Genomic DNA, 5,356 nt, shown 5'->3' with positions numbered 1-5,356 from the left:
GCGCTCTCGCTTCAGCGCTTTGATGTATCGAGGTGCCGCCTGGTGCAGCAGATCCTGCAGAGCGCGCCCGTTGTCCAGGCTGCGCTGAACCTCCGGCACAAGCTCTTCCGGCACGTAGACGGCAACGCGACGCCCGTTCGCGCGACCGTAGAGCACATAACTTTGATGCTGTTCGCCAGACCGGCACGCCGGGCAATTCTTGCGGATGCACCGGCTACGACGCAGGCTCAGCGAACCCAGAAGCGCAGGCCAGAGATTCGTCGATTCGCTGCGCAGCCAGCGCGCGACATCCGAAGGCGATTCCGAACAACATGCTTCATATGAACAATGTGATACTATGCACATGTACGTCGCAAGAAAAAACGTGCTCGAAAATCGCGAAATAGCCCTTATTTTAAAGCGCGAAAGGTCTTTCGCGATAGAAACTAGCTAGGGTCCGGCCTTGAGCAGCTCGCGTCGCGCGAGCTGAGGAGGTAGTTGAACCGGCAACCTCGATGCTCCCTGCCAATTTCCCTTTGAGAACCATACGCGACCGTCCAGCCTCTGATCGACTGCAAGCCGCTCGATCTGCCGCCGCCGAACATCATTAAGGGAGCGAACGCGCGCCTGCGATGCCTGGGCCGCCGAGGCAGCATCGGTCGCCTTTCTTCAGGATCATGTTCTACGCGAGTACCTTTCGAGGATTCATGGTGGCATCAACGGTATCCAAAGCTCCGCAGGCGCAATTTGACAGGCTAGTTTGGCGCGACGACCTCTCCATAGCTTTTCCTGAGATCGTGAACCGCAGAGAAGCAGGGTCTGTCCATCGCTCGTTCTTCAGCTGGTTCATTTCATCATTTACGGCAGCTTTCCAAATATTGCATTTGGTAATGATCCCATGTACCCCTTGCAAGCAGGGCCGGCTGCGCGGGATGGATCGAGTCACCGCGACGCAAGTTTCACGCCATCCTTAACATCTTCCTTGATCATGTCGGCGCCCTTCTCGGCCACCATGATCGTGGGCGCGTAGATATTGCCAGAGGGAATGGTTGGCATGATCGAAGCATCAATCACGCGCAGCCCGGCAAGGCCGTGCACGCGCAGGCAGTCATCGACCACGGCCATCGGATCGGCGCCCATCTTGCAGGATCCTACAGGGTGGTACATCGGCCGTCCGGTGCGGCGCGCGTAGTCGAGCCATTCGTCGTAGCTCTGTACCTTGTCGCCGGGACGGTGCTCGAAAGCGATGTGTTTGGCGATGGCGGCATGCTGCATGATCTTTCGCGCGACCTGCATGCCGGCCACCGTGCAGGCGCGGTCCGTTTCCGCCGAGAGAAAATTCGATCGGATGGCGAGCTCGCCGCCGGACGCCGGCGACTTGATATGGATCGAGCCGCGCGATTCTGGCCGGCACTGGGACACCGCGACCGTCATGGCCGGCTCCCTCTCGAGGCGCCCCGATCGCGCCGGGTCGTAGCTGGCTGGCGCCATTGTAAGCTGCACGTCGGGCGTCTCCAAGCGGGGCTCCGTGCGAAGGAAGCCGAACACTAAGCCGGCTGACCGGATGAGCACGCCTGTGCCGCTGACGTAGTATCGTGCGATCTCGCGCAGGAGCCTCAGGCCCCTCGTTCGCTCGTTGAGCGTGATGGGCCGGTTCACTCGCCAACTGATACGTGGCGCGAAGTGATTGCCGCAATTTTCGCCCACTCCGTTTAGTTCGTGGCGGACCTCGATGCCGAACTTCTTGAGGAGTTCTGGCTGACCGATTCCAGAACGCTCTAGCACGCCCGGCGACTGGATCGTGCCGCACGACAGGATCACCTCCCGGCTGCAGCGGGCCTCGCGCTTCTCGCCGTGCAAAGTATAGACGACCCCCACCGCGCGTTTGCCATCGAGCAGGACGTGGTTCACAAGCGCATCGGTCTCGATGCGCAGGTTGGGCCGGCTGCGCGCCGGATCGAGGAAGGCGCGGACGGCTGACCACCGCCGACCGTTCTTGATCGTCGCCTGACAGTAGCCGAAGCCTTCCGGCAAACCGCTATTGTAGTCGTTGTTACGCGGAAAGCCGCTGGCTCCAGCGGCGTCGATGAAGGCGTCACCAAGCACGTGGCGCTCCTCCAGGTCGCTGACATTGAGGAGCCCACCTTTGCCGCGGTACTCATCACCCGGGCCCTCATAGTGCTCCGATTTCTTAAAGTAGGGCAGTACGTCCTCATAGGACCATCCCCGATTGCCGAGTTGGCTCCACGTGTTGTAATCGAGCGGGTGACCGCGCACGTACAGCATTCCGTTTATCGAGCTGCAGCCGCCTAGCACGCGACCACTCGAATACGGAAGGCGCCTGCCGAGCAGGCCGTCCTCGACCTCAATCTCATACCTCCAGGTGAACTTCTTGTGGTTCACGAGCTTTGCGAAGCCTGCAGGAATGTCGATCCACATTGAGTTGTCGCGCGGACCGGCCTCGAGCAACAACGCCTTCACTTTCGGATTCTCGCTTAGGCGATTGGCGAGCACACAGCCAGCCGAACCACCACCGACGATGATGTAATCCCATGCGGGCATGGTTTGTATTTCCTGCTTCATCCCCCTAGCAGCATGTCTACACACAGTTCACGAAATCGGTTCTCGATTTATAGCCGGTTTGCCAAGCCACTGATTTCAACATCACGCCAATATCCGGCGACAACCATCCTCGCCCGTGCGACCGCCCCCATTTGGATGTCGTCAACGATAAAACGGGCACCAAAATCCTTAGCTATGGCACCTGAATTGATTGCAACCATTCCTTACCGGCTACATTTATTCCCCCCTTCTCCCTACACAATTTGGACGAGAATGGCAGCTGAAGCGTCGATCCCGCTGCGCTCGTCCAACAATACCTTCCGCAGGTAGTCAGCCGCATCAACAACTCGCTCGCAATTCGTCGCTGTCAACGCTGACTTTCCCAATAAGTGTGGAGATCGACTGTTCTAACCTATTTCGTGTTGCGCACGTGCTCGACGCACGCAGCTAGGTCGGCAAGGTAGTCATCTAGCGCAGGTGCAACCACAGGGTTCAGCGCAATATGAATTGCCTTCGGCGTGATCGACTTGCCGATGTACCACCCCTTCTCACCCATGCGATCTCCGACGGCATAGATATCGACAGTTGGATCAATTGAGTCATACAGCAGAATGCAGAGATCGCTTGGTCGAATAACCCGAAGACCATTGATCTGCTCTATGCCTGCGGCGAGCCGCTCCTTGGCGTCCATGATTACACGCGCGATCTCGCGATAGCCGGCGTGACCAAGTGTATTCATGACTGCCCATGCTGACGCGATGGGCCCGGCGGCTCGACTACCCTGGAAGGTATCGGTTACGTAAGCGCCGCGCGGCCAATTGCTGAATTCGAAGCGCTGGTACTTTTGATGCTCGCGATCCGCGAAAAGCAACAAGGACGCGCCCTTTGCAGCGAATCCGTACTTGTGGATGTCGGCGGACAGGCTAGAGACGCCTGGGACCGACAAGTCGAAGGCTGGAATAGGATAGCCGATTTCTCGCGCGAGGGGCGCCAGAAATCCTCCTAGACAAGCATCCACGTGAAACCACAAGCCGCGCTTCTTGGCGAGTGCTCCAATCTCCTCAATGGGATCGAATACACCATGTGGATATCCAGGCGCTGAGGCGTAAACCATACACGAGCGCTCGTCGATTGCCGCTTGGAGCAACTCGATATCCGCACGGAAGTCGGATTGGAGAGGCGTCCGCACGACGTCCATCCTGAGATAGTCGGCGGCCTTGTCGGCGGCCGCGTGACCGGAAACGGGCATCACGATCTTAGGACAGTCAATTCCTTTCTCCTTTCGTGCCCAGTCTCTGGCGGTCTTAATTGCGAGAAAGATGCTTTCAGTCCCACCGCTGGTGAACGTCCCTCCAGCGCGGGGGCCCCCGCCCAAGAGTCCCATACCCATTTCGATGACTTCCCTCTCGAGCTTGGCGACGCTCGGAAACGCCGTACGGCCGAGTGCGTTCTCGGTGAAGAACTCTGTGTAGGCCTCTTGTGAGATCCGCAAGAGCTCCTCAGTGTAATGATAGATATAGACCGGAAGTCGTCCAGCCCTCCACGCGTAGTCGTCCTGCTTCATTTGGCGCAGGCGATCTCTGAGCTCACTCCAGTTCGTTCCGAGTTGGGGCAGTGTAGTCATACCTTGATACCCATGTTTAGGGTTTAGGAAATGTGCGATAAGTTATTTCCTGAGCACAACCAGCGCGGATGCACTTGCCGAAGTTGCTCGCGTACACGCACAGTCCGAGCGGTGAGCCGCGAATTCCAGGACGAATCTTCGCGCCACCTCCCAGTTGTGAGGAAAGCGAGTCCGCCACCCTCTGCAGGTCCGTCACTGTGTCTGAGCAATTGATGTGCCACTAGAGACGAGCGAGCCTTGCTTGAAGAGAGGTCCAAAAGATGTGCTTCAGGCCGCGAAGACAGAACAGTTGCGCCTTGGTGTGCTGTTACGGACATTGAACGTCTTCAACCGGACACGGCTGAACACGACGACCGGAGTATTGGGTGATGGCAGCTATTTCTCAATCCAACTCGAGCATTCGCTCAAGGATGTTGTTCGCAATGGCAAAACCGGGGACGGTTCACAGCCCTTCTTGCCAGCGGTCCTGGCTGGCTGATCCAGGCCTCGTCTTCGAAGCTGCGCTAACGTTCCGCATGCGACGAAAAAGCTATCGTGGTCATCTCGACTGCACCTCGTCTGACCGCTGCACTAGCAGCCCCGTCGGGCGAGCCACGAATCCAAGCGCGACCACGTTAGCATGCCTTTCGCTGCCTTCATTAAATACGGGCTTAATGCGGGATGCCGTCCAGCAGACGGACCGTTGGAGCGCTCAGCGAATACTGGTGCCCGCTGCCATGAGACGCTCTCTGGGGTGGCTGAATTTACACGCTTGTGCTGTTAGATCCCGATCAAGGTTTCAAGGCTGATAACATAGGTCCGCGTTTGCTTAGGGAGTGGGCGGCACCTAGCCAAATGCTCCTCGTAGCGCTTTGGGCCAGCGTTGTAGGCCGCGAGAAATCCTCCCCAAGCTGACCTGCCACTGAAGTTTCATCCAGTGGCAGTTAGAGTCTCGGGGTTTTGTACGCCGAATGGCGCAGGTGGAGCAACGGGCGATCGGCGAAGCTGGTCGGGGTTGCGCAGCCAATCGCCCGTTGCGGTGAATGTGGCAGCGTAGGCCGCCGGGGTGAGGTATTTCAGCGACGAGTGCGGACGGTCACCGTTGTAGTCGGCGACCCATATCGCAATCTTTGTCCTGGCGTCGTCGAGATCGAAGAACAGGCTCTCGTTGAGCAGTTCGTCGCGCATGCGCCCGTTGAAGCTCTCGACGAA

At 58.3% G+C, this 5,356-nt stretch carries 4 protein-coding genes; all 4 read right to left on the bottom strand.

Features of this window, described 5'->3' with window-relative positions; translation table 11 throughout:
* Positions 1 to 345 (bottom strand): DUF6788 family protein (locus YUO_RS49255; RefSeq protein ID WP_430649591.1); only part of this gene is annotated, 345 nt, incomplete at its 3' end.
* A gap of 576 nt (positions 346 to 921) precedes the next feature.
* Entirely contained in the window at positions 922 to 2,541 is a 1,620-nt protein-coding gene (locus YUO_RS0137445) for a GMC family oxidoreductase (protein WP_028351691.1), read from the bottom strand.
* Positions 2,542 to 2,953: 412 nt separating this feature from the next.
* Positions 2,954 to 4,165 carry a pyridoxal phosphate-dependent decarboxylase family protein gene (locus tag YUO_RS43350; protein WP_035728556.1) on the bottom strand — a complete coding sequence of 404 codons (1,212 nt, stop codon included), beginning with the start codon at positions 4,163 to 4,165 and terminating at the stop codon, positions 2,954 to 2,956.
* 909 nt (positions 4,166 to 5,074) lie between these two features.
* Positions 5,075 to 5,356, bottom strand: a 282-nt coding sequence (locus tag YUO_RS0137435) for an integrase core domain-containing protein (RefSeq protein WP_156908941.1), incomplete at its 5' end; no start/stop codon positions are given.

The organism is Bradyrhizobium murdochi (genome assembly GCF_000472965.1).
Lineage (GTDB): Bacteria > Pseudomonadota > Alphaproteobacteria > Rhizobiales > Xanthobacteraceae > Bradyrhizobium > Bradyrhizobium murdochi.
Note: the sequence above shows the minus strand (reverse complement) of the source record. Positions and strands in the feature narration are given on the sequence as shown.

Bases quoted from the DNA above. Each gene is read 5' to 3' on its own strand.
- YUO_RS0137445 (WP_028351691.1), bottom strand. From the start codon at position 2,541: ATGCCCGCATGGGATTACATCATCGTCGGTGGTGGTTCGGCTGGCTGT.
- YUO_RS43350 (WP_035728556.1), bottom strand. From the start codon at position 4,165: ATGACTACACTGCCCCAACTCGGAACGAACTGGAGTGAGCTCAGAGAT.